The organism is Corynebacterium sp. HMSC077D03, assembly GCF_001808545.1.
Taxonomy (GTDB): domain Bacteria; phylum Actinomycetota; class Actinomycetes; order Mycobacteriales; family Mycobacteriaceae; genus Corynebacterium; species Corynebacterium simulans.
This window is the reverse complement of record NZ_KV793696.1, coordinates 1-257: the sequence shown is the minus strand read 5'-3', so window position 1 is coordinate 257 and position 257 is coordinate 1. Positions and strand designations below refer to the sequence as shown.

At 52.5% G+C, this 257-nt stretch carries 1 protein-coding gene; it reads left to right on the top strand.

From position 1 onward, the window contains the following. A partial coding sequence (locus tag HMPREF2888_RS08135; RefSeq protein ID WP_141744843.1) for a DDE-type integrase/transposase/recombinase occupies nt 1-257 on the top strand: 257 nt, incomplete at both ends.

Below are 257 nucleotides of genomic sequence, written 5' to 3'. Positions count from 1 at the left end.
GGATTTCGGCCCGATAAATCACAAGAAGGTCGCACGCATCATGAAATCCATGGGACTTAAAGGCTTTACCAAGCGCCGCCGATGTGTCACTACCAGGCGCAAGCCTGGCCACCGTGTCATGCCGGACTTAGTAGGCCGTAAATTCACAGCCAACGAGCCGAACCGCGTCTATGTAGGCGACATTACCTACCTGCCCTGTAAGGGTGGCAAGAACATGTATTTGGCCACAGTCATTGACACGTATTCACGGAAACTTG